Genomic DNA, 23000 nt, shown 5'->3' on the forward strand with positions numbered 1-23000 from the left:
CGGCATCCGGGACCGCCTCCGCTCCGAAGAAGGGACATGGATGCCACCGACCTCGGCCTGCGCCGCGTCGTCGTTCCGACGGGGGTGGGGCCGATCGTCGTGCGCGCGGGTCGGGCGTCGGGGAACCCCGTCGCCACGGTCCTCCTGCACGGGGCCGCGGGATCGTGGCGCACGTGGGTACCGCTCATCGCGGCATCCGACGCCCTGCGCCTGCCGCTGTCCGACATCGTGGCAATCGACCTCCCCGGCTGGGGCGAGACGCCGGGCCCGGTCCCCGACCCCGCCGACCTCGCGGTCGCTGTCGCCGCCGTCGCCCGGGCACTCGGCTACCCGCGCTGGCGCATCGTCGGCCAATCCCTCGGCGGCGTGATCGCCCTCGACGTCGCCGCACGCTTCCCGAACGACACCGTCGCGGTCGGCGTGGTCTCACCGAGCGGCGCCGGAGCACGTACCGTCGGCCGGCGCCCGATCGCGAAGGCGGCGCGGTTGCCGTGGCTCGCCGGGATGGTTCTGGCCATGCGCATCCTGCGCGCGCTCGGACCGCTGTCCGCCCCGCTGCTGCGGGTCCTGCGCCGCACGGGTCTGCTGCACCGTTTGGCGCGGCCCCTGTTCCGGCATCCGGACGGGGTGGATCGGGCGGTGACCGACGCCCTCGCCACGGAGATCCGTCCGACGGCGTTCCTCGCCGCGATGCAGGCGTCGCGCACGCACGACGACGGCGTCTGGCGACGCATCTCCTGCCCCGTGCGCTCGGTCCGAGGCGAGCACGACGTCTTCGTCTCCGCCCGCGACGCACACGATTGGGCGCGCCTCATGCGCGACTACGACGACCGCGTGCTCGCCGACAGCGGCCACTTCGCCCACGTCGAGCAGCCGGTCGAGACGCTGCGCGCCCTCCGCGAGGTGTGGTCGGCGCATCGCGCACCCGCGCGCGGTGCCGGCGGCCGACAGCGGCCCACCGGCCAGACGCGGCGTTTCAGGGACGACGCGAGATCGTGACCGTCCGCGGGGCGTCGGCGTCGAGCTCGACGGTGTGCACCGCGATCTCACCGCAGGCGTTGTCGACACCGCGGCCGCCGACCTGACGCGAGATCTCGATCTCCCACCATCGGTCGGCCAAGTACTCCGCGACCCCGCGCCCCCACTCGACGATGACGGCGGATCCGGCCACGTCGATGTCGAGGTCATCGAGTTCGACGGCCGCCCCGAGCCGGTACGCGTCGACATGCACCAGCGGAGTCCCCCCGACCAGCGAGGGGTGCGTGCGCGCGATCACGAACGTCGGACTCTGGACGGGACCCCGGATGCCGAGACCCTCGCCGATCCCCCGGGTCAGGGTCGTCTTCCCCGCCCCGAGCGGGCCGGTGAGCACCACGACGTCGCCCGGCTCGAGGACGCGACCGATCGCGCGGCCGAGCTCCTCCATGTCGCCGGGGGCGTCGATGACGCGCTCGCCCAGCAGGTCGTCCGGAATGCTCATGCCCCGCCCTCCCGTCGCGGTACGCGCGCCCCCACCCGCGTGACGATCTCGTAGTCGATGGTGTCGGCGGCCTCCGCCCACTCGCGCGCCGAGGGCACACCCAGGGTCGGGTCGCCGAAGAGGACGACCTCGTCGCCCACGGCCACCGGGTGATCGCCGACGTCGACGACGAACTGGTCCATCGCGATGCGACCCGCGACGGTGAACCGACGACCGCCGATCGTCACGGGGCCCCGACCCGAGGCCTGTCGCGGCACGCCATCGGCGTACCCGAGGGGCACGAGCGCGAGGGTGGTGTCGGTCGTCGTGCGGTAGTCGTAGCCGTACGAGACCCCGGTGCCGGCGGGCACGCGGCGCACGGCCGCGACGGCGCCGCGCAAGGTCATCGCGGGGCGCAGACCCAGATCGGCGGGCGTCCGGTCGTCGAACGGCGAGACGCCGTAGATGCCGATGCCGATGCGCACGCAGCCCAGCCGCGCCTCGGGAAGGGCGATCGCCGCGTTCGTCGCGGCGATGTGGCGCAGCGGAGGGGTCAGGCCGACGCCCGCGGCGAGCACGACGCCCTCCTCGAACTTCGCCAGCGCCGCCCGATCGTCGTCGATGCTCGTGTTCGACAGGTGGGAGAACAGCCCGACCACGCGCAGGCGACCGATCCGCTCCAGACGCGCGGCCTCCGAGAACACCTGCCGCCAGTCCGCCGGTGCGATGCCGTTGCGCGAGAGCCCGGTCTCGATCTTCAGGTGGACGGCGGCGGGGCGCTCGCCCTGGGCGGCCTCCGCTGCCCGCAACAGCTGGTCGAGGTCGGAGATGCCGAGCTCGACCTCGTGTCGCACGGCCTCGACGAACGACGCGCCGGGCGCGTGCAGCCACGCGAAGAGCGGGGCGCGGATGCCGGCGCGACGCAGCGCCAGGGCCTCGTCGATGTCGGAGACGCCGATGCGGGTCGCCCCTCCCCGCAGCGCCGCCTGCGCCGCGCGGAACGCACCGTGGCCGTAGCCGTCGGCCTTGACCACGGCGATGATCTCGGAGCCGGTCAGCCGGCGCAGGTGCCGGACGTTCTCGGTGATCGCGTCGACGTCGATGAGCGCTTCGCGCAGCACCCCGGATGCCATGCTCACGCGGTGTCCTCTCGGGTGGGTTCGATTCCGGATGCCGCCTCGGCGACCACGTAGGCCGTCGCGAGCCCGGCATCGTGCGACATCGACAGGTGCACAGCGGTGATGCCGCGTGCAGCGATGGTCGCCGCCGTCTCTCCGCTGAGCGCGAAGACGGGGCGACCCGACGGCTCCGAGGTGACCTCGATGTCGGTCCAGTGCACGCCGTCCGACCCTCCGAGGGCCTTGATGAGCGCTTCTTTCGCGGCGTACCGGGCGGCCAGCGATCTCGGCTTGAGCACGCGCTCCGCGGGGGCGAACAGACGCGGCAGCAGGCGCGGGGTGCGAGCGAGGTGCTCCTCGAACCGCGGAACGTCGACCAGGTCGACGCCGATTCCGACGATCATGGGCCCTCCCCTCTCGGCATCCGTTCCATTCTGCCGGTGCCGGCGGGCACCCGAGACGACGAAGGGGCCGGATGCCACGGCATCCGGCCCCGAAGACGACGAGTCCTACTCGACCGTCACCGACTTCGCCAGGTTGCGCGGCTGGTCGACGTCGAGGCCCTTCGCCTCGGCGAGGCCCATCGCGAAGATGTGCAGTGGCACCACGGCCAGCAGCGGCTCGAAGAGGGGGGCCGCGAGCGGGATGCGCAGAACCTCATCGGCGGCGGGCAGCACGGCCACGTCGCCCTCCTCGGCGATCGCGATCACGCGGGCACCGCGGGCGCGGATCTCCTCGATGTTCGAGACGACCTTCTTGTGCATCTCACCCGACCCGCGCGGGCTCGGGACGACGACGAACACGGGCTGTCCGGGCTCGATCAGCGCGATGGGACCGTGCTTGAGCTCGCCGGCGGCGAAGCCCTCGGCGTGGATGTAGGCCAGCTCCTTGAGCTTGAGCGCACCCTCGAGCGCGATCGGGTAGCCGACGTTGCGGCCGAGGAACAGCACCGAACGGGTGTCGGCCATCCAGTGCGCGAGCTGCTCGATGCGCGACTGCTCGGTCTCGAGCACGCGGGCGATCTTGCCGGGCACGGCCTCGAGCTCGGTCACGGCCTCGACGGCCACGACGGGGTCGATGGCGCCGCGCACACGGCCCACGTGCAGCGCAAGCAGGTACAGGGCGGTGATCTGCGCGACGAAGGCCTTGGTGGAGGCCACAGCGACCTCGGGGCCGGCGTGGGTGTACACGATGGCATCCGACTCGCGCGGGATCGTGGCGCCCTGGGTGTTGCAGATCGACAGCGTCTTGGCACCGCGCGAACGCGCGTACTTCACGGCCATCAGCGTGTCCATCGTCTCGCCCGACTGGCTGATCGAGACGACGAGGGTGCGCGCGGAGAGCACGGGGTCGCGGTAGCGGAACTCGTGCGCAAGCTCGACGTCGACGGGAACACGCGTCCACGTCTCGAGCGCGTACTTGCCGACCATGCCGGCGTAGGCGGCGGTGCCGCACGCGATGACGAGGATGCGGTCGATGTCGGCGAGGAACTCGTCCATGCCGTCGAGCTCGGGAATCTCGACGCGGCCCTCGTGGATCCGACCGCGCAGCGTGTTGGCGACGGCCTCGGGCTCCTCCGAGACCTCCTTGGCCATGAACGACGACCAGCCGCCCTTCTCGGCAGCCGAGGCGTCCCAGGTGACCTCGAACGGCTCGACCTCGACGGGCGCGCCCGAGAAGTCGGTGACCTCGACGCCCTCGGGCGTGATCGCGACGATCTCGTCCTGACCGATGGCCAGCGCGTTGCGCGTGTGCTCGACGAAGGCGGCCACGTCGGAGCCGAGGAAGTTCTCGCCCTCGCCGAGTCCGATCACCAGCGGGGAGTTGCGGCGCGCGCCGACGACGAGGCCGGGGTGGTCCTTGTGCATCGCGAGCAGCGTGTACGCGCCCTCGAGGCGCGACACGACGGCGCGGAACGCCACGACGAGGTCACCCGTGCGGGCGTACTCGCGGCCGATCATGACCGCGGCGACCTCGGTGTCGGTCTCGCTGCGGAAGGCGAAGCCCTCTCCGACCAGCTCGCTCTTGAGTTCGGCGAAGTTCTCGATGATGCCGTTGTGGATGACGGCGAGCTTGTCGTCGTCGGCCAGGTGCGGGTGCGCGTTGGCGTCGGTCGGCCCGCCGTGCGTCGCCCACCGCGTGTGGCCGATCCCGGTGGTGCCGTCGGGCATGGGCGACGACGCCAGGTCGTCGCGCAGCACCGCGAGCTTGCCCGCGCGCTTGCGCATGTCGAGCTGACCGTCGCCGTCGATCACGGCGATACCCGCGGAGTCGTAGCCCCGGTATTCCAGACGCGACAGCCCCGCGATGAGAATGTCCTGGCTCTGCCGAGGACCCACGTAACCGATGATTCCGCACATGGGGTCGAGTCTACGTGGCAGGCCTGAGTGAACCCCTCCGCAGCGAGGCGAGGCGCCCGCCCAGTCGCATCCACGACCCGTCTCTGACCAGCAGCAGGTCAAGGGCGATCATCATGAGCGAGAACGGCCACAGCCCCAGCAGGATCGCGATGCCCAGGTGCATCCCGGTGATGAGGAACACCGCGGCGTACCGCGTGGGCTTCCACAGGATCATGAGCGGGAACAGCATCTGCACCCACAGGGCGAGCCACGTGGCCAGCGCGACCATGGGCGCGGACTGCCACGCCAGCTGGCTGAGCGCCGGGAGCACATGGAACTGCTCGATGCTCAACGCGTAGTAGATCGCCGTTCCGTTCAACCACTCCTCGCCTTGGAACTTCAGCACGCTCGAGACGAAGTACACTATCAGGATCTGGAAGACGCAGAGGATCAGCACCGTGTTGTGCAGCCACGCCCCGAGCCACATCGGCACCCACGCCGGTCGCCGCCGTGCCCAGAACGAGGCACGGGCGCCGCGTCGGTGGCGCACCCACGCATCGACCGAGAGATGCCGGCTGAGGTCGGCGAACACCACGAACACCAGCACGATGCGCATGAGCGTGTCGCCGCCGTTGCCGAGCAGCGTCGTGTTCGTCGACAGGCCGACCCACAACACCATCAGCACGGGGGTGACCCACCGGGTCTTGAAGCCGGCGACGAACACCACCGCGAGCACGATGAGGAGGTGGAAGCAGATCTCGAAGACCACCGCGTTGTCTTTCGGGAAGAACACGCGCAGCGGCTCCCACCAGCCCCGCCGGCTCGCCTCGGGCTCCACCCACCAGGCGCCCGCTCCCCAGAGGTACTGCCGATCGGCGTAGCTGGGCACCAGCACGATGAGCATCGACAGCCCCATCAGGATGCGCAGGATCGAGAAGCCGATCGTGGCGTGCGGCCGGTCCATGATCCAGTCCACGAACCGCGGCCACAGCGCCGAGGGCCGAAGCCTCTCGCGCAGCGGTTGCGGGCGGGCGATGGATGCCGTTGTGTTCATCGTCCCGTGTACCTCTCGACGACCTCGTCGTAGATGGCTTGGACCTCGTCGGTCGGTGCCGCGGCCGGCTGACGCCAGCCGAATGTGATGTAGGACAACTCCGTCTGCCGCTCCTGATCGAATCGGTGGAGGAAATCGTTCGGTCGATCCGACTCGATGCGCCACCGCACGCGCTCGACCGGCCGGTCGAAGTACGCGGTGCCGAAGGCCGAGGCGAAACGAACGAGCATGTAGTCGTAGCGCAGGTAGCTCACCGCGGCGGCCCGACTGCCCTCGAGGCCGTCGAGCTGGGTGAGCAGGTCTCCGGCGTCCACGGGCTCGAACGCGCCGCCGCCGAGCCCCCGGATGAAGGTGTCGCGCACCCGATCCCGCTGCTGCGGGCTCAGCGCCTGGTACCGCGTGAACATCGCCTGGGTCGCGTTGAACGAGTTCTTCGAGATGCGCGACGGCATCGGGATGCCACGGGCCGACGTGAACTCGATGTCGGTCACGTCGACCCAGTCGCTGTGGACGAGCTCGTTGCCGTCGCGCCACTGCACCTGGATCTGGAGGTTGCGATTGACCTTCATGATGTTCGGCGCGAAGACGTTCCAGCGCTGCGAGAACCAGGGCGAGAACACCTCGCTCACGACCGGTCGAGTCGGAGACGTCGCGACGGTGAACGACCCGGCGACGAAGGCGTATCCGGCGACGATGGCGAGGGTCGCGGCGGCGGCGACCGCCGCGACCCTCGTCGACCGCTCGGTGGAGGGACGCCCCTCCGCAACCCCCGTGTCAGGGGCGCCCTCCACCGTGGTCGTCTTACTCACCGGCGTTCGTCCTCCGGTTCTCGCGGCGACGGATGCTCCAGAGCCCGGCGCCGAAGAGCAGCAGGAGAGCTGCTCCACCGAGAGCCAGAGGTGCGTTCACCTCGGCACCGGTCTGCGGGAGACCGCCCTGGATGCCGTCACCGCCACCGTCCCCGCTGGGGCCGGCGTTCGCGGGATCGACGACCAGGAAGGCCGTGTTCTCGCGGTCCTGCGGCAGGTCGCCCGTGACCGATCCGCGAATCTCGACGCGGTGTGCGCCGAGCTCGAAGTCCGGTCCGACGGCGAACGACATGCGGGCCATGCCGGAGGCATCGACCGTGACCGGGGTCAAGTCGAACGGCGTCGAGAACACCGTCGCGAAGACCGTCTCACCGGGCTGGAAGCCCGAGACGACGATGTTCTGACGGGCGTCCGTACCGCGGACCACCACACCGTTCACCGCGTCGGCTCGGGCTCCCGCGGTGGGGTCCCCGTCCGTCGCGTCGCCATCGGCGGCGTCGGTCGCGTCAGCGGCATCGACCGCGTCAGCGGCGTCCGTCGCGTCTGCATCGACCATGTCGGCGTCGGCAACGTCAGCGTCAGCGTCAGCAACGTCAGCGTCAGCAACGTCAGCGTCAGCAATGTCAGCGTCAGCCACATCGGCGTCGGCGACATCCGCGTCAGCGACGTCGGCGTCGACCATGTCAGCGTCGGCCACGTCGGCGTCAGCCACGTCGGCGTCAGCCACGTCGGCGTCAGCCACGTCGGCGTCTGCAACGTCAGCGACATCCGCGTCAACCATGTCGGCATCCACCATGTCCGCGTCTGCGACGTCGGCGTCGACCATGTCAGCGTCGGCCACGTCGGCGTCAGCCACATCGGCGTCAGCCACGTCAGCGTCAGCGACATCCGCGTCAGCGACATCCGCGTCAGCGACATCCGCGTCAGCAACGTCCGCGTCAGCGACATCCGCGTCTACCATGTCCGCGTCTACCATGTCGGCGTCAGCCACGTCCGCGTCAGCGATGTCGGTGTCAGCGACGTCGGTGTCAGCTCCGTCGGCGTCGATGTCGAGCACATCGGCGTCGGCATCGAGGATGTCGATGTCGAGACCGTCGGCGTCGATCACGTCGAGGTCCAGGCCGTCGGCGTCACCGTCGATGTCGAGCACGTCGGCGTCAGCGTCGAGCACGTCGGCGTCGGCGTCGATGTCGAGCGCGTCGAGCACGTCGGTCACGTCGATGTCGAGCACGTCCAGCGCGTCGGTGTCAGCGGCATCCGCGTCGACCACGTCTGCGGCGTCAGCACCGTCGGCGTCGATATCGAGCACGTCGGCGTCAGCATCGATCACGTCGAGCACGTCCACCGCGTCGAGCACGTCGGTCACATCGAGCACGTCAGCGTCAGCGTCGAGAACGTCCGCGTCGGCGTCGATGTCGAGCGCGTCGAGCACGTCGGTGACGTCGATGTCGAGCACGTCCAGCACGTCGAGACCGTCAGCGTCGACGACGTCGAGGACGTCGAGAACGTCAGCCGCGTCGGCGTCCGCTCCGTCGGCGTCGATGTCGAGCACGTCGGCGTCGGCATCGAGGATGTCGATGTCCAGCGCATCCGCGTCGAGCAGATCGATGTCCAGACCCTCGGCGTCACCGTCGATGTCCAGCACGTCCGCGTCCGCGTCCAGCAGGTCGAGGGTGCCGTCGATGTCGAGGGCGTCGAGCAGGTCGGTCACGTCCAGGTCGAGCACGTCCAGAGCGTCGGCGTCAGCGGCATCCGCATCGGCCACGTCCGAGGCGTCCACCGTGTCGGCGTCGATGTCGAGCACGTCGGCGTCCGCGTCCAGGATGTCGAGCACGTCCACCGCGTCGAGCACGTCGGTCACGTCCAGCACGTCGGCATCGGCGTCGAGCAGATCGAGGTCTGCGTCGAGGTCGAGAGCGTCGAGCACGTCGGTCACATCGATGTCGAGGAGGTCCAGCGCGTCGGTGGCATCCACGTCGAGCACCTCGGTCGCGTCGACCACGTCAGCGGCGTCGAGCACCTCGGCCGCGTCGACGACGTCGGCGCCGTCGGCGTCGATGTCGAGCACGTCGGCGTCCGCGTCCAGGATGTCGATGTCCAGCGCATCCGCGTCGATCAGGTCGATGTCGAGACCCTCGGCGTCACCGTCGATGTCCAGCACGTCCGCGTCCGCGTCGAGCAGGTCGAGGGTGCCGTCCAGGTCGAGGGCGTCCAGCACGTCGGTCACGTCGATGTCGAGCACGTCGAGCGCCTCCGCGTCGGCGGCGTCGGCGTCGGCCACATCCGTCGCGTCGACGGTGTCGGCGTCGAGGTCGAGCACGTCGGCATCCGCGTCGAAGGCGTCGATGACGTCCAGGTCGAGCTGGTCGACGACGTCGGTGACGTCGAGCACGTCGGCGTCGGCGTCGAGCAGATCGAGATCCGCGTCGAGATCGAGGGCGTCGAGCACATCCGCGACGTCGATGTCGAGCGTCGTGTCGACGGCGTCCGCCAGGTCGAGGGCGTCGACCACGTCCGTGACGTCGAGGTCGAGCGTCCCGTCGATCAGGTCGAGCACTCCGAGCTGGATGGGCGCCGGGGCGCTCACCGTCGGAGCGGCCTGCGCGGCCGTGACCCCGCCGAACAGGCTGAGCGATCCCGCACCCACCGCTGCGGCGACCTTGATCGCGGCGCGTCCGGTGCGACTGCCCGTCCACACCCGACCGTTCTCCGTCGACCCGCTGCCGGGACCGGAACCCCGGTCCCTCCATCTCACGCGAAACATATGACTCCCCCTTCGGTACGCCGGCGCCGCCGTCGGCGCAGGTCACGGCATCCCGCGAAAGAGAGCCGTGCAGTCACGCTAGGTCGGCTGTGAGGAGTCTGTGAACGACCTGTGGTACCGGTTTGAATGCGGGGCCGCGGGCAGTAGGTATACCGAGCGACGGACGTCGGTACCGCTCGGATCCGTCGCCGATTACCGGCCCTTCACGGGGACGGACGGTTCCGGATGCCGCGGCTCAGAGCTTGCGCAGCAGCACCGACTCGACGGTGTGGTCGGCGCCCTTCTGCAGCACGAGCTTCGCGCGATGCCGCGTCGGCAGCACGTTCTCTTCGAGGTTGGGGAGGTTGATCTCGCGCCAGTAGCCGAGCGCGCGCTCGACCGCTTCTTCGTCGCTGATGTCGGCGAACACGCGGAAGAACGACGTCGGGTTCGTGAAGGCGTTGTCGCGCAGGGCGAGGAACCGGTCGACGTACCAGCGCTCGATGTGGGCGGCGTCGGCATCGACGTAGATCGAGAAGTCGAACAGGTCGCTGACGGCGACCTCGTTCGGCGAGGGCGGCGGCTGCAGGACGTTGAGGCCCTCGACGATCACCACGTCGGGACGGTGCACGCTCACGTGCGCGTCGGGCATGATGTCGTACCGCACGTGCGAGTAGAAGGGGGCGCGGGCCTCTTCGGCGCCCGACTTGACCTCGCTGAGGAACTCCACGAGCGCCCGCCGGTCGTACGACTCGGGGAAGCCCTTGCGGTCCATCAGGCCTCGCCGTTCGAGCTCGGCGTTCGGATAGAGGAACCCGTCGGTGGTCACCAACTCCACGCGCGGCGTATCGGGCCAGCGACTCATGAGCTCGCGCAGCAGACGCGCGATGGTCGACTTGCCCACCGCCACCGACCCGGCGACGCCGATGACGAAAGGCGTCGTGGCATCCGGCTCGCCGAGGAACTGGCTCGTGTCGACGCCGAGCCGACGCGTCGCGCGGGCGTAAAGGCTCAGCAGGCGACTGAGCGGCAGGTACACCTCCGCGACCTCGCGGGGGTCGAGCCGGTCGCCGATCCCGCGCAACTGCACGATCTCGTTCTCGGTCAGCGGTTGCTCGAGTCCACCGGCCATGCGGGCCCAGTCCTCGCGGTCGATCTGACGGTAGGGGCTCAGCGACGGTGCGGGAGCGGCTGTCTCGGCGGCGGACACCCGCCCATGCTACCGGCGCGGCCGCGCGGACCCTCGAGCGCCCCGCGGCCGGAGGTCCGCGGCATCCGCCCACTACGCTCGGACCGTGCGCCTGGGAGTCCTCGACATCGGCTCGAACACCGTCCACCTGCTCGTCGCCAATGCGCGCGCGGGCGGCCGACCGACCGCGACCTCGTCGCATCGATCGGTCCTGCGCCTGATGCGCTACGTGCAGCCCGACGGCTCGATCTCGCCCGAGGGGGTGAGGGGATTGGTGGATGCCGTGACCGCCGCTCGCGAGAGGGCTCGCGCCGAGGGGGTCGACGAGCTGCTCGCCACCGCGACCTCGGCGGTGCGCGAGGCCACGAACGGCGACGACGTGATCGCCCTGATCGAGGATGCCCTCGGCCAGCCGCTGCAGGTGCTCGGCGGCGAGACCGAGGCGCGGTTCACCTACCTGGCGGTGCGCCGCTGGTTCGGATGGTCGGCGGGGCAGATCCTGCTCTTCGACATCGGGGGCGGGTCGCTCGAGATCGCCGGTGGCGCCGACGAGTTGCCCGACCTCGCCGAATCGGTGCCGCTGGGCGCCGGACGATCGACCGTGCGGTTCCTCCCCCACGACCCGCCCAGCGACGATGAGATCGAGGCGCTCCGCCAGCACGCGGCATCCGTCCTCGCCCCCGTCGCCGAGCGCTTCGCTGCTCTCCCCCGCCCCGATCACGTGATCGGCTCGTCCAAGGCGATCCGTTCGTTGGCGAAGCTCGCCGGGTACCCCGTGCCGGGGTGGTCGGGCATCGATCGCATGGTGCTTCCGCGCAAGGAGCTCAAGGACTGGATTCCGCGCCTCGCCCGCATCCCCGCCGACGCCCGCGAGGCGTTGCCGGGCATCACGGCCGATCGCACGTTCCAGATCGTGGCGGCGGCGGTCGTCGTCGAGCGGGCCATGAAGGCGATGGACGTCGACGAGCTCGAGGTCTCGCCGTGGGCCCTGCGCGAGGGCGTCCTGCTGCGCTACATCGAGTCGCTCGAGTACTGAGACGACGACGGCTCAGCAGTCTCCGCGGACGGAGACTGCTGAGCCTGTCGAAGGTCCCTGAGCCTGTCGAAGGTCCCTGAGCCTGTCGAAGGTCCCTGAGCCTGTCGAAGGGACGGACCCTAGAGCGCCAAACGCTCCCGCACCACGTCGGCGAGCCGATCGGCGTGCAGGCGAGCCGTGTGCTCGTCGGCGGCTTCGACCATCACGCGCACGAGCGGCTCGGTACCCGACGCGCGCAGCAGCACACGTCCGGAATCGCCGAGTTCCGCGGTCGAGGCCGCGACGGCCTCCTGCACCTGGTCGTCGCTCACTCCGTCGCGGTCGACGCCGCGCACGTTGACGAGCACCTGCGGGTACACGGTCATGATCGAGGCGAGCTCGGCGAGGGTCTTGCCCTGCCGCGCCATCTCCGCCACGAGGTGGAGTCCCGTGAGCAGTCCGTCACCGGTCGTGGCGAACTCGCTCATGATCACGTGCCCCGACTGCTCGCCGCCGAGGGAGTATCCGCCCTCGTTCATGGCCTCGAGCACGTAGCGGTCGCCGACCGCGGTCTGCAGCACACGGATGCCGTGGTCCTGCATCGCCCGATGGAGTCCGAGGTTGCTCATCACCGTGGCGACCAACGTGTCGTCGACGAGGGCGCCGCGGTCCTTCATCGCGACCGCGAGGATGGCCATGATCTGGTCGCCGTCGACGATGTTGCCTTCGGCGTCCACGGCGAGGCAGCGGTCCGCATCGCCGTCGTGAGCGATGCCGAGGTCGGCACCGAGGCGCACGACGGTCTCGGCGAGCACGTCGAGGTGCGTCGAGCCCACACCGTCGTTGATGTTCAGTCCGTCGGGATCGGCGCCGATCACGGTGACCTGGGCGCCGGCGTCCTTGAAGGTCTCGGGCGACACACCGGCCGCGGCTCCGTGCGCGCAGTCGAGCACGACGTGGATGCCGTCGAGACGGTGCGGGAGCGAGCCGAGCAGGTGCAGGACGTAGCGGTCCTCCGCGTCGGCGAAGCGGCGGATGCGTCCGACGCCTGCGCCGGTGGGCTGCAGCCGTTCGCCCTCGAGAGCGCTTTCGATGCGCTGCTCGACGACGTCGGGGAGCTTGGTGCCGCCGCGCGCGAAGATCTTGATGCCGTTGTCGGGTGCGGGGTTGTGCGACGCCGAAACCATCACGCCGAAATCGGCGTCGTGGTCGGCGATCAGGAAAGCTGTGGCGGGAGTGGGGATGACCCCGGCGTCGAGCACGTCGACACCCGACGACGCCAGTCCCGCGGCGACCGCGGCCGAGAGGAACTCCCCCGACACGCGCGGGTCGCGCGCGACGACGGCCGTGAGTCGACGACCCTCGGCCTTGCGCGCCTCCGCGGAACGACCCTGGCCCAGGACGACAGCAGTCGCCTGGGCCAGGTGCAGCGCGAGTTCGGCGGTGAGGAGGCCGTTGGCCAGCCCCCGCACCCCGTCCGTGCCGAAAAGAGGCATACGGAGCTTCGAACTCAGCGCTTGGAGTACTGAGGCGCCTTGCGGGCCTTCTTGAGACCGGCCTTCTTGCGCTCCTTGACGCGAGCGTCGCGCGAGAGGAAGCCGGCCTTCTTCAGGGTCGGGCGGTTGTTCTCGGCGTCGATCTCGTTGAGCGCACGAGCGATGCCCAGACGCAGCGCGCCGGCCTGACCCGAGGGGCCACCACCGGAGATGCGCGCGATCACGTCGTACGAGCCCGCGAGCTCGAGCACCGTGAACGGGTCGTTGATCAGCTGCTGGTGCAGCTTGTTCGGGAAGTAGTCCTCGATCGTGCGGCCGTTGACCGTGATCGTGCCCGAGCCGGGAACCAGACGCACGCGGGCGATGGCCTGCTTGCGACGGCCGACGGCGCCGCCGGGGACCGAGAGCACGGGGCGCTCGGTGGCGACGGCCGTCTGCTCGGCCGGCGTCTCGGTGCTGTAGTTGCTGGAGTCGATGTTCGACACTGTTTCGTCCTTATCCGGCGGCGCTTACTGGGCGACCTGGTCGAAGGTGTATGCCGTGGGCTGCTGGGCACCGTGGGGGTGCTCGGCGCCGCGGTAGACCTTGAGCTTCTTGAGCTGCGCCGCGCCGAGGCTGTTCTTGGGCAGCATGCCGCGGATGGCCTTCTCGACCGCGCGGACGGGGTTCTTCTCGAGGAGTTCCTCGTAGTTGACCGACTTGAGGCCGCCCGGGTAACCCGAGTGACGGTAGGCCATCTTCTTCTGGAGCTTCTGACCCGTGAGCGCCACCTTTTCGGCGTTGATCACGATGACGAAGTCGCCGGAGTCGATGTGGTTGGCGAAGGTCGCCTTGTGCTTGCCGCGGAGGAGGACCGCCGCGTGCGAGGCCAGACGGCCGAGAACGACGTCGGTGGCGTCGATAACGACCCACTCGCGCGTGACCTCAGCGGCCTTGGGGGTGAAAGTGCGCGTCACAGTAGTGCTGCTTTCTTGATCGAACGGAGGAGTTCGTGAATCCCGCTCCGGTGGTCCGTTCTCCGCCCGAGGGGCGGGGGAACAGGGCCGGTGGAGGGCTCACGTTCGGGCGACCCGCTCGCAGAGAGGCAGGCACCAAAGATCAAGACTACGTCATCCGGATGCCACGGCCAAACCGTGCCGTCGCACTCACGCGAGCAGGGTGCCGATGGCGACCAGGGCGATACCCGACGCGTTGAAGACGACGTGCACCGCCACCGCCGGCCAGATGCGCCCCGTGCCGACGACGAAGACCCCCGTGACGACGCCGAGCAGAGCCAGGGCGGCCAGGTCCACGGCATCCGGTGCTCCGAGGATCTGGTGCGTGACGACGAACAGGGCGGTCGACAGCGCCACGGCCGCGACGCCCGCTGCGACCGGGCCGCTCCACCGCCTCACCACCGCGAAGATGCAGAGCAGCACGACCCCGCGGAAGAAGATCTCCTCGCACAGCGGCGCCACGATCGCGTCCCCCACCGCGTCGGTCAGAAACGACGACGGCAGTCCGTCGCCCGTCGTGAACGTCGACGGCCAGGCGACAGGCCCCTCGAGGCCGGCGAGCGCCCCTTGCACCCCGCGCACGATCAGACCGAAGACGATGCCGTACGCGAGGTCGACGAGTCTGATCCGCAGCAGGCCGCGCGGTCGCGACCGGCGCAGGGCGATCACGGCGGGCGCCAGCAGGGCCACCCAGAACACGACGCGAGAAGCGTCGGACGACGTCTCGACGGGGAGGGCGACGGATGCCGCGTGCGCGAGCAGCACGCCCACGCCCAGGGCGAAGACGGCCCAGCCGAGCATCTCGAGATCCCAGCCGCGAACGCGGGATCCGCCCTCGCGCCACCCGCGGCGCCGAGGACGACCGCGACGCAGGAGGGCGGCGTCGGTGTCGGACATGCGCGTCAGGCTAGGGACGAGGCGGGCTCCTCACCGGCATTTGCGGCGGCCCCCGGGAGTCTGTCGCCCGACGCATCACCCCTCGCGCAGATCACACTCACCCGGCCGGACGCCACGACGCCCCCGCCACCGATGGTGACGAGGGCGTCGAAGAAAGGTCGCGCCCTCCGCGGATGCGGGCGAGATCGAGAGGGCGACCGGAGGGCTCAGCGCTGGAGGAAGTCGATCAGCACGCGGTTGAACTCCTCGGCGTGGCTCACGTTCACGCCGTGCGGGGCGCCCGAGACGACGTGCAGCTCACTGCCCGCGACAGCCTCGTGCGTGCGCTTGCCGGACCCCTCGAACGGAACGGTCGCGTCGCTGTCGCCGTGGATGACGAGCGTGGGCACCGTCACGTTGGGCAGATCGTCGCGGAAGTCCGTCGTGGCGAATGCCTCCATCGACTTCAGCGCGGCGTGGTGATCGGCCTGGTCGGCCAGGCGCTCCGCCTCGGCGCGATCGGCTTCCGAGACCACCAGCTCGCCGTTCACAGAGAAGAAGTCGGTCGTGAACTGGTGGTAGAACGACTTCTCATCGTCCTTCAGCCCTTGCTTCATCCCGTCGGCGGTCGCGTCGTCGAGAGGGCCCTCGGGGTTGTCGTCCGTCTTCGCGAGGTACGGCGGCACCGCCGACGCGAAGACGACGCTGTGCACGCGGTCCGCCCCGTGCCGGGTCAGGTAGCGGGCGACCTCGCCGCCGCCCATCGAGAAGCCGACGAGAGTGACATCGCGCAGGTCGAGGGCCTCGAGCACGGCCTGGAGGTCGTCCGAGAAGGTGTCGTAGTCGTAGCCCGAGCGCGGCTTGTCGCTGCGGCCGAAGCCGCGCCGGTCGTAGGTGACGACCCGGTACCCGGCGCCCTCGAGGGCGGGGACCTGGTGCGCCCACGACTCGCCGGAGAGGGGCCAGCCGTGGATGAGGACGACGGGGCGACCGGAGCCGCCCGTGTCGTCGACGTGGAGGTCGATGTCGGTCAGGAGTCCATGGTGTGCGGTGATCTCGCTCATGCCGGCGATGATCAAACCCGAAGCTGGACGTCGGGCCACCGTTGACGGGTCGGCCGCCGCTTGGTAATGCCCCCCGAACGCACACCGACGACCCCGCGCGCAACACCCTGCGTCGAGCGGGAGCGCTGATTAGCCTTCGGGCATGGCCTCGATCCGATTCCCCGCCGCCATCGCCCTCATCGCCGCGGCCGCCCTCGCGCTGAGCGGATGCGCGTCCACCCCGGCGGGAGGAACGGATGCCGCCGCATCCGACCGCGAGGCGGTCCGGGCCATCACCACGGCGGAGGCGAGCGCCGGCGGCCGAGCCTTCGAGCTCGAGACCGACGACGGCGAGTGGCAGGTGCACGTGGCGACGGGCGACCGCGCGATCGAGGTGCGGGTGAGCTCCGACGGCGCGACGGTGCAGTCCTCGCAAGACGCCGACGCGCTCGACGACGAAGACCGCACCGCTCTCGACGCGATCACGACCACCCTGGCCGACGCGGTGCGCATCGCCGCGGGCGAGGGTGGCGACGCCGCGGTCGACGAAGCGCAGCTCGAGGACGAGGGCGGAACCTCGGTGTGGGTCATCGAACGCGAGGGCGGCGAGACGGTCCGGGTCTCGGGCGCCGACGGCACGATCCGCTGACGAGCAGACGAGCGCATCCCGGCGCAACCCCCCGCTTTCACGGCGCTGACCGAGCGCACGCTCCGTACACTCGGCGCATGAGCCACGCCTGCGGTCCCGACGGTCACAGTCCGAACGCCCGGGTGACCCCGGGCGCGAACTCCGGAGAGAACGGGGCCGGCGGGTGAACGACCTCGCTCTCAACATCGTCCTGGTCGTGGTGTTCGTCTTGATCGGAGGCGTGTTCGCCGCGACCGAGATGGCGTTGGTCACCCTGCGCGAGAGCCAGGTCAACGCGCTCGCGTCGCGGGGCAAGCGCGGCCAGAAGGTGGCCGATCTCGCGCGCAACCCCAACACCTTCCTCTCGGCGGTCCAAATCGGCGTGACCGTGGCGGGTTTTGCGTCGGCCGCGTACGGCGCCTCGTCGATCGCCCCCTCCGTGACCCCGCTCTTCGTCTCTCTGGGCCTCGAGCAGGGCGCCGCCGCGACGGTCGCGACGATCGCCCTGACGCTCGTGATCGCCTATCTCTCGCTCGTGCTGGGAGAGCTGGTGCCCAAGCGCCTCGCGATTCAGCGCAACGCCGCGTTCGCCTACACGGTGGCGCCGGTGCTGAACGGCTTCGCGAAGCTCATGCGACCGGTGATCTGGCTGCTGTCGGTCTCGACCAACCTGCTGGTCCGACTGCTCGGCGGCGATCCCGACAAGACCGGCGAGGAGTTGACCGAGGAAGAGCTGCGCGACATCGTCTCCAGCCACGAGGGGCTTCCCGACGACGAGCGTCGCATCCTCGACGATGTCCTGTCGCTGCGGGATCGGCACGTGAGCGAGGTCATGCGCCCGCGCCCGGAGGTCGTGACGCTCGACGCCGGGGGCACCATCGCCGAGGCGGCCGAACGCGTGCGCGATCTGCCCTACTCGCGCTACCCGGTCGCCGAGCAGACCATCGACGACGTCGTGGGCTTCGTCCACGTCCGCGACCTCTACGACGAGCCCGGCCGCCCGCTCTCGGCCGTCATGCGCGAGATCCGCTACATCCCCTCGACGGCGCGAGTGCTGCCGACCCTCACGGCGATGCGCGCCGACGGCAGTCACATCGCCGTCGTCGTCGACGAGTACGGCGGCACCGACGGGATCGTGACGTTGGAGGATCTGGTCGAAGAGGTGGTGGGCGAGATCTTCGACGAGTACGACACGGATGCCGAGCAGCCCCTGTCCGAGGGAGAGCACGGCACCGTCGAGGGTCGACTCAACCTGCAGGACTTCGAAGAAGCGACCGGCGTGCCCCTCCCCCGCGGCGCGTCCGACACGGTCGCGGGATTCGTGGTGGAGCGCCTGGGACGACTCGCGCGGGTCGGCGACACCGTCGAGGTCGAGGGAGCGACGCTGCAGGTGAGCGCGATCGAACGTCGGCGCGTCTCGCAGTTGCTGGTGACGCGGCATCCCGCCGACGACATCGAGCCCGACCGCGGGTGACGCGGGTTCAGACCGCGCCGCCTCCCGCGAACGTCGAAGGCGTGCCGAGGTCGAAGTGGTGCCCGTTGATGGCGAGCAGGTCGCCGTCGCCGTCGGGGAGGAATCCCGAGGGCGAGGCGAAACTCGCGTCGCTGCGGCTGGTCATGCGACCCATGCTGAGGCGTCGGCGGTCGGGATGTCAGGGCTTGACATCAGGCCCATGGTCCGTCTGCGTCCATGGCGGACGGCGAGCGATTCTCATTTAAGTTGTGCACAACTGAGTTGTGTGCAAGAGTTCTGCCATGCCCGCTGTCGACCACCTCGTCTGCTTCGCGCTCTACGCGGCGAACCGCACGACCACGCAGGCGTACCGCGTTCTGCTCGAGCCCTGGAACCTCACCTATCCGCAGTACATCGCGCTGGTCACGCTGTGGACCGACGGCGACCAGAGCGTGACCAGCCTCGGCGAGGCGCTCCAGCTCGACTCCGGCACGCTCTCGCCGATGCTGGCGCGCATGGAGGCCGCGGGATACGTGACGCGCGCGCGCCGCAGCCCCGACGAGCGCGTCGTCACCGTGTCCCTCACGCCGCGCGGAACGGCCCTGCGCACCGAACTCGCCCACGTGCCCCGCTGCATCGCGGCCGGGTCGGGCCTACCCGACATGGACAGCGCGCGCGAGCTGATCGACGCGCTGCACCAGCTCACCGAGGCCATGAAAGACCTGCGGGACCACCCCGAACCAGTGATCGCCGCATCCCGGGCGCCACGCACCACCGCGTGATGCCCCGCCCCACGAAAGGAACCCCCATGGACGTCCTCTACACTGCCGAAGCCGTCTCGACCGGCGAGGGCCGCAACGGCCACGTCACCGCCGGCGACTACATCGACCTCGACGTCGCCGTCCCTCAGGCGATGGGCGGATCCGGCGCCGGAACCAACCCCGAGCAGCTGTTCGCGGCCGGCTACGCCGCCTGCTTCCACAGCGCGCTGCACGCGGTGGCCCGCGGCCACAAGGTGAAGCTCGCCGACTCGTCGGTCGGCGGTCGCGTGCACATCGGTCCCAACGGACAGGGCGGCTACCAGCTCGCCGTTCTGCTCGAGGTCGTCCTGCCGGGCATCGAGGCGCAGCTCGCCCAGCAGCTCGCCGACGAGGCCCACCAGGTCTGCCCCTACTCGAACGCCACCCGCGGAAACATCGAGGTCACCGTCACCGTCTCGGAGGACTGACCTCCCCTCGACCCCCGGGGCGGAGCGCTGAGCCCCACGTATCGCGCTCCGTCCTGGGCCTTCCCGACAGGCTCAGTGCAGCTGCAGTTCGCCGTCCGTCTTGGGATACGAGCGCCGCAGCCACTGACCGAACCCCGGCTGCGCCAGACAGGCCGCGGCGGAGTCGCACGTCACGACGGGGTCGTGCGCGGCGTAGGTCTGGTAGGCCGCCACCTTCGCATCGAGGTCCGCGCCGAGCACGTTCGGCGGCTGGTGCTGCGACGGATAACCGATGTAGTAGGTGATGGCCTCCGCCGCCACCCCCGCCGTCGCCGCGACCGTGCGCACGAGCGATCCCACGCACGAGTGGTCGGGGTGGTCGCCCCGGGCGAAGGCGCTCTCGTGCGGAACGTTCGTCGTCACGCGGTCGGGCCGACCCGCGTGGATCAACTCGGCGACGGTCTGCGACAGGCGCCCGCTGTCGAGGGTGGGACCGTCATCGATGGGCTGCAGAGCCGGCACGGTGCCGTTGATGAGCTGCGTCAGGCCCGCATCGCCGGTGGCGGGGAAACCCTTCGCGCTCAGATTGCCGTCGGGCAGCCGCAGGACGGTGATCGACAGCCGATCGTCGTCCGACGGCACGAAGCGCGTGACCCGCGCGCCGCTGAGCAACGTGATCTGCTTCTCGTCCCACGGCTCCGAGCTGCCGCGCATGTCGTCGTAGGCGGCGCGGATGCCGGCTTCGCGCAGCTTCGCGTACTCCAGGCCCCGTCCCGCATCGCCGGCCGTGACGAAGACCGTGCGCAGGGTCGCGCCCGAGGCGATGATCCCCGCGAGATGCGGGTTGGCGAAGATGATGTCGTCATCGGCGTGGGCCCAGACGGCGACCGTCGTGTCCGCCCCCGGTTGCTCGAACGCCGGCGAGGTGGCGCCGGGCGACGATTCGGGCAGCGGCACGATCGGGCTCAACTTCACCCAGCTGCCCTCGGGTCCCGCGGCGCGTCGCACCTCCCGGTACACCAGCGCTCCCCCGCCGAGCACGGCCAAGCCGCCGACCGCGATCCCCCCGAAGACGAGCGTGCGCCGGGACAGTCCGCTCTTGCGCGACGACTGGTCGCCGCCGCGCGCGGGGTCGCCGCCCGAAGGCTCGTCGATGTCACTCACGGCGACTCCGTCCTGTACAGCGCCCCCCGGCGGCGGATATCGGCTACCGACGCTACATCGGCTCGTCGATGATCCTGCTGAAGAACCTCCGAGCGACGGCATTCGCGACGCTCTCTGCACTCTTCGTACACCCAGCGCTGGGCCGACGCTCAGCCCACTCCGAAGCGCACTGCCCACACTCGGGGCATGCAGACGTCCTCACCGCCGCGGTCACTGTCTCCCGAAGCCCTCCGCATCCGCGAAATCCTCAACGAATGGGACCCCATCGGCGTGCACCACATCGGTCGTGGCTGGCCCGCCGACGAGTACGACGACCTGATCCTCCCCATCCTCGGAGCTCTGGAAAGCGCCCCCACGGCCGACGACCTCGCGGCCGAACTCCGCACGGTCGTCGAGGTCGATTACGGCCTTCCCTCACCCGGCGGATGCCACGACGTCGCCCGCTCGCTCCTCGCCGTCACCCGCTGACCGCTACCGGTCGGCCGGGCACGGTGCAAGCCCTCGCGACACGTCACCTGCGCCGCCTAACGTGCCCGTCATGGTCGACCTCTCCCGCGCGCAGACTCCGGACCCCTACCCGCTCCTCCCCGCCGTCGCCTCGTTCGAGGTGGTCAGCGACGACGTCACCGACGGACAGCCGCTGAAGGACGACCAGGTCGCCGACGGCGGCAACACCTCCCCGCACCTGCGCTGGTCGGGGGCACCCGAGGGGACGAAATCGTTCGTCGTCACCTGCTTCGACCCCGACGCGCCGACCCCGAGCGGGTTCTGGCACTGGGTCCTCGTCGACCTCCCCGGCGACGTGACGGAGCTGGCGACGGGCGCGGCCGCCGCCGAACTGCCCGGCGGCGCGTTCCACGTGCGGAACGACGGCGGCGAGGCCGGCTTCATGGGAGCGGCACCGCCGGAGGGCGACCAGATCCACCGCTACTTCTTCGTCGTTCACGCCGTGGGCGAGGACACCCTCGGCGTGGACGCCGACGCCTCCCCCGCCGTGGTCTCGTTCAACCTGGCGTTCAAGACGCTCGGCCGCGCGATCCTGCACGGCACCTACCAGCACTGAGGTCCGGCCATGACGAAACGCAGCGAGGGCTTCGACAAGGACGAGACGATCGCCGAAGTGGAGGAGCGCGTTCAGGCGCGCTTCCCCGCCGCACCGTCCGACGTCATCCACGACGAGGCGGTGGCGGCGGTCGACAAATACGCCGACGCCCCCGTGAAGGACTTCGTCGAGATCATCGCCGAGCGCGACGCGCGCACCGCCGTCGAAAACTCCCTCGACGAGAGCTGATCCCGCTCAGCCCAGCTGGAGCTCTGCCTCGGTCTTGGGGTACGACCGCTGCAGCCACTCGCCGAACTTCCGCGTCTTCAGGCACGCCGATCGGTCCGCGCACCGGATGACGTCGTCCTGCTGGGTGTAGATGCGGTACGTGTCGACCTTGGCGTCGAGGGTCGCGTCGTCGAGGTTGCGGGGCAGATTCTGCGACGGGTAGCCGACGAAGTACCGGATGCCGGGTGCCAAGGTCGCGTTCGCTCCGATCGCCTCGCGCACGAGGCTGCCCACCACCGAATGGTCGGGATGGTCCCCGGGCGCGAAGGCGCTGCCGCGCGGGATGTGCGTCAGGATCTGCGCGGGAGTGAGCGCGGCTCCGAGTTCGGCGATCGACGCGACGAGCTGATCGCGCGAGACGGCGGATCCGCCGTCGATCGGCGCGAGCGTCGCGCTCTGCCCGTCCCACAGCTTGCTCAGGGTGGCGTAGCCCGTCGCCGAGAATCCCCCGTCGGTGATGTTGCCGTCGGGAAGGCGCAGGAACAGCACCGACACGCGCGCGTCGCCCTGGGGGCTGAGCCGTCGCACGTGCAGCCCGGAGGAGAGGTCGAACTCCTGCGCATCCCACAGCCCGTCGTTCTTTCGCATGGCGTTGTAGGCGCGGAGGATGCCGAGCTCGCGCGCCTTCACGTACCCCATCCCCTTGCCCGCGTCGCCGGCGGTCACGAAGACCGTTCGGACGCACTCGCCGGCAGCGAGGGCGTCGGAGATCATCGGGTTGGCGAAGATGATGTCGTCGTCGGGATGCGCCCAGACCGTCAGCATCGTCGCGCCCGACTCGCACGGCTGAGCCGCGGGAGAAGACACCGCGGGAGGCGGAGGCGGCGTCGGAGTCGAAGTCGGCGTGTCGCTCGCGGTGGGGGTCGGCTGCGCCGAGGGCGATTTCGTCGGAACGGATGACGCCGACGGTGACGCGGAGGCCGCGACGGGGTCGCCACCGGGTCGCAGGAGGGCGAACGCGAACACACCCGCGACGGCGCTGACGACCACCACGGCCATGGCGAGCGCCGCGATGAGCCCCGCCGAGAGGCGTCGGCGCGGAGGCCTCGGGCGCAGATCAGCGCGTGACATCGAAGGCCTTC

At 70.3% G+C, this 23000-nt stretch carries 25 protein-coding genes; 9 read left to right on the top strand and 16 right to left on the bottom strand.

Annotated elements, in window-relative coordinates; genetic code table 11:
• Positions 1–36 precede the first annotated feature (36 nt).
• On the top strand, positions 37–999 hold the full coding sequence (locus RWH43_RS02685; RefSeq protein ID WP_316000615.1) for an alpha/beta fold hydrolase: 963 nt from the start codon (positions 37–39) through the stop codon (positions 997–999).
• Here RWH43_RS02685 and tsaE read toward each other — a convergent pair.
• The 8 genes from tsaE to coaA all read right to left on the bottom strand — a co-directional run bounded on the left by tsaE (position 977) and on the right by coaA (position 10732).
• Entirely contained in the window at positions 977–1480 is a 504-nt protein-coding gene (gene tsaE / locus RWH43_RS02690) for a tRNA (adenosine(37)-N6)-threonylcarbamoyltransferase complex ATPase subunit type 1 TsaE (protein ID WP_144829493.1), read from the bottom strand. The two genes, RWH43_RS02685 and tsaE, sit on opposite strands and share 23 nt — an antisense overlap.
• Complete coding sequence (gene alr / locus RWH43_RS02695) at positions 1477–2592, bottom strand: alanine racemase (RefSeq protein WP_144831852.1); 1116 nt, start codon at positions 2590–2592, stop codon at positions 1477–1479. The genes tsaE and alr overlap by 4 nt, the downstream gene beginning before the upstream one ends.
• Positions 2593–2594: 2 nt before the next feature.
• A complete protein-coding gene (locus tag RWH43_RS02700) occupies positions 2595–2981 on the bottom strand; it encodes a holo-ACP synthase (protein ID WP_144829495.1) in 387 nt (128 codons plus the stop codon).
• Positions 2982–3086: 105 nt separating this feature from the next.
• The gene (gene glmS, locus RWH43_RS02705) at positions 3087–4937 is read right to left on the bottom strand and encodes a glutamine--fructose-6-phosphate transaminase (isomerizing) (protein WP_316000616.1); all 1851 of its coding nucleotides are present in this window, start codon (positions 4935–4937) and stop codon (positions 3087–3089) included.
• A gap of 10 nt (positions 4938–4947) precedes the next feature.
• Positions 4948–5970 (bottom strand): HTTM domain-containing protein, encoded by a 1023-nt coding sequence (locus tag RWH43_RS02710; protein ID WP_316000617.1) that lies wholly within the window; start codon positions 5968–5970, stop codon positions 4948–4950.
• Positions 5967–6779, bottom strand: a complete 813-nt coding sequence (locus RWH43_RS02715; RefSeq protein ID WP_144829503.1) for a DUF5819 family protein — start codon at positions 6777–6779, stop codon at positions 5967–5969. The genes RWH43_RS02710 and RWH43_RS02715 overlap by 4 nt, the downstream gene beginning before the upstream one ends.
• Positions 6772–9477, bottom strand: a complete 2706-nt coding sequence (locus tag RWH43_RS02720) for an LPXTG cell wall anchor domain-containing protein (RefSeq protein ID WP_316000618.1) — start codon at positions 9475–9477, stop codon at positions 6772–6774. The genes RWH43_RS02715 and RWH43_RS02720 overlap by 8 nt, the downstream gene beginning before the upstream one ends.
• Positions 9478–9778: 301 nt before the next feature.
• On the bottom strand, positions 9779–10732 hold the full coding sequence (gene coaA / locus RWH43_RS02725) for a type I pantothenate kinase (RefSeq protein WP_144829506.1): 954 nt from the start codon (positions 10730–10732) through the stop codon (positions 9779–9781).
• A gap of 85 nt (positions 10733–10817) precedes the next feature.
• On the opposite strand from coaA, the gene RWH43_RS02730 reads away from it, so the two are divergent.
• Entirely contained in the window at positions 10818–11747 is a 930-nt protein-coding gene (locus RWH43_RS02730) for a Ppx/GppA phosphatase family protein (RefSeq protein WP_144829509.1), read from the top strand.
• 119 nt (positions 11748–11866) lie between these two features.
• On the opposite strand, the gene glmM is transcribed toward RWH43_RS02730, so the two are convergent.
• From glmM to RWH43_RS02755, 5 genes are all read right to left on the bottom strand, one after another.
• Positions 11867–13222 (bottom strand): phosphoglucosamine mutase, encoded by a 1356-nt coding sequence (gene glmM / locus RWH43_RS02735; RefSeq protein WP_154096165.1) that lies wholly within the window; start codon positions 13220–13222, stop codon positions 11867–11869.
• A 14-nt stretch (positions 13223–13236) separates the two neighbouring features.
• Positions 13237–13707, bottom strand: coding sequence for a 30S ribosomal protein S9 (rpsI, locus tag RWH43_RS02740; protein ID WP_144829514.1), 471 nt, complete (start codon positions 13705–13707; stop codon positions 13237–13239).
• A gap of 24 nt (positions 13708–13731) precedes the next feature.
• Positions 13732–14178 (bottom strand): 50S ribosomal protein L13, encoded by a 447-nt coding sequence (gene rplM, locus RWH43_RS02745; RefSeq protein ID WP_056226423.1) that lies wholly within the window; start codon positions 14176–14178, stop codon positions 13732–13734.
• A gap of 189 nt (positions 14179–14367) precedes the next feature.
• A complete protein-coding gene (locus RWH43_RS02750) occupies positions 14368–15114 on the bottom strand; it encodes a CPBP family glutamic-type intramembrane protease (protein WP_316000619.1) in 747 nt (248 codons plus the stop codon).
• 206 nt (positions 15115–15320) lie between these two features.
• A complete protein-coding gene (locus RWH43_RS02755; RefSeq protein ID WP_144829520.1) occupies positions 15321–16157 on the bottom strand; it encodes an alpha/beta fold hydrolase in 837 nt (278 codons plus the stop codon).
• 142 nt (positions 16158–16299) lie between these two features.
• On the opposite strand from RWH43_RS02755, the gene RWH43_RS02760 reads away from it, so the two are divergent.
• On the top strand, positions 16300–16785 hold the full coding sequence (locus RWH43_RS02760; protein ID WP_144829523.1) for a hypothetical protein: 486 nt from the start codon (positions 16300–16302) through the stop codon (positions 16783–16785).
• A 163-nt stretch (positions 16786–16948) separates the two neighbouring features.
• On the top strand, positions 16949–18238 hold the full coding sequence (locus RWH43_RS02765; protein WP_316000620.1) for a hemolysin family protein: 1290 nt from the start codon (positions 16949–16951) through the stop codon (positions 18236–18238).
• A gap of 7 nt (positions 18239–18245) precedes the next feature.
• Here the strand turns inward: RWH43_RS02765 and RWH43_RS02770 are convergent, their stop codons facing one another.
• Positions 18246–18383: a hypothetical protein gene (locus RWH43_RS02770; RefSeq protein WP_186325407.1), complete on the bottom strand. Its 138-nt coding sequence runs from the start codon at positions 18381–18383 to the stop codon at positions 18246–18248.
• Positions 18384–18519: 136 nt separating this feature from the next.
• Between RWH43_RS02770 and RWH43_RS02775 the strand changes: the two genes are divergently transcribed.
• On the top strand, positions 18520–18999 hold the full coding sequence (locus tag RWH43_RS02775) for a MarR family winged helix-turn-helix transcriptional regulator (RefSeq protein WP_144829529.1): 480 nt from the start codon (positions 18520–18522) through the stop codon (positions 18997–18999).
• 26 nt (positions 19000–19025) lie between these two features.
• Positions 19026–19445, top strand: coding sequence for an organic hydroperoxide resistance protein (locus RWH43_RS02780; RefSeq protein WP_144829531.1), 420 nt, complete (start codon positions 19026–19028; stop codon positions 19443–19445).
• Positions 19446–19517: 72 nt separating this feature from the next.
• Here RWH43_RS02780 and RWH43_RS02785 read toward each other — a convergent pair whose 3' ends face one another.
• On the bottom strand, positions 19518–20588 hold the full coding sequence (locus RWH43_RS02785; protein ID WP_186325408.1) for a PIG-L family deacetylase: 1071 nt from the start codon (positions 20586–20588) through the stop codon (positions 19518–19520).
• A 186-nt stretch (positions 20589–20774) separates the two neighbouring features.
• On the opposite strand from RWH43_RS02785, the gene RWH43_RS02790 reads away from it, so the two are divergent.
• From RWH43_RS02790 to RWH43_RS02800, 3 genes are all read left to right on the top strand, one after another.
• Positions 20775–21056 (top strand): hypothetical protein, encoded by a 282-nt coding sequence (locus RWH43_RS02790; RefSeq protein WP_144829537.1) that lies wholly within the window; start codon positions 20775–20777, stop codon positions 21054–21056.
• Between the two features lie 70 nt (positions 21057–21126).
• Positions 21127–21651: a YbhB/YbcL family Raf kinase inhibitor-like protein gene (locus RWH43_RS02795; protein WP_316000621.1), complete on the top strand. Its 525-nt coding sequence runs from the start codon at positions 21127–21129 to the stop codon at positions 21649–21651.
• Positions 21652–21660: 9 nt separating this feature from the next.
• Complete coding sequence (locus tag RWH43_RS02800) at positions 21661–21879, top strand: three-helix bundle dimerization domain-containing protein (RefSeq protein ID WP_144829542.1); 219 nt, start codon at positions 21661–21663, stop codon at positions 21877–21879.
• Positions 21880–21885: 6 nt separating this feature from the next.
• Here RWH43_RS02800 and RWH43_RS02805 read toward each other — a convergent pair whose 3' ends face one another.
• On the bottom strand, positions 21886–22989 hold the full coding sequence (locus RWH43_RS02805) for a PIG-L family deacetylase (protein ID WP_144829545.1): 1104 nt from the start codon (positions 22987–22989) through the stop codon (positions 21886–21888).
• Positions 22990–23000: the final 11 nt, after the last annotated feature.

The organism is Microbacterium algihabitans, from assembly GCF_032464975.1.
Lineage (GTDB): Bacteria > Actinomycetota > Actinomycetes > Actinomycetales > Microbacteriaceae > Microbacterium > Microbacterium algihabitans.